Below are 297 nucleotides of genomic sequence, written 5' to 3'. Positions count from 1 at the left end.
CAACGTTCGTGCCCCCCACCGTTGGGTTCGTGGCTGGGCTTGATGAAGCATTCGCTCCACTGAACGTGATCGACTTGATGCCTGTATAACCCGTTGCCGTGTTGCCACTCGCATCCTTGGCTGTGATTGTAATCGTTTGGCTTGCTCCCGCTGTTTGGGTGCCTGTTCCTGTGATAATCAATTTAGTGGCTGCGCCTGAATTCACCGTAATCGCTCCAGATGTTACTGGTGCTCCAGTAACTGGACTAAAGGTAAATGTGCCTGAGCCGGAAGCTCCCGTGTAGATTAAACCTAAGT

At 51.9% G+C, this 297-nt stretch carries 1 protein-coding gene; it reads right to left on the bottom strand.

The genetic code is table 11. The annotated features are described in order from the left end of the window. Positions 1-297 (bottom strand): hypothetical protein (locus tag U0R11_RS13625; RefSeq protein ID WP_406752390.1); only part of this gene is annotated, 297 nt, incomplete at both ends.

Origin of the sequence: Aquirufa salirivi, assembly GCF_045310485.1 — a bacterium.
Classification (GTDB): domain Bacteria; phylum Bacteroidota; class Bacteroidia; order Cytophagales; family Spirosomataceae; genus Aquirufa; species Aquirufa salirivi.
Note: the sequence above shows the minus strand (reverse complement) of the source record. Positions and strands in the feature narration are given on the sequence as shown.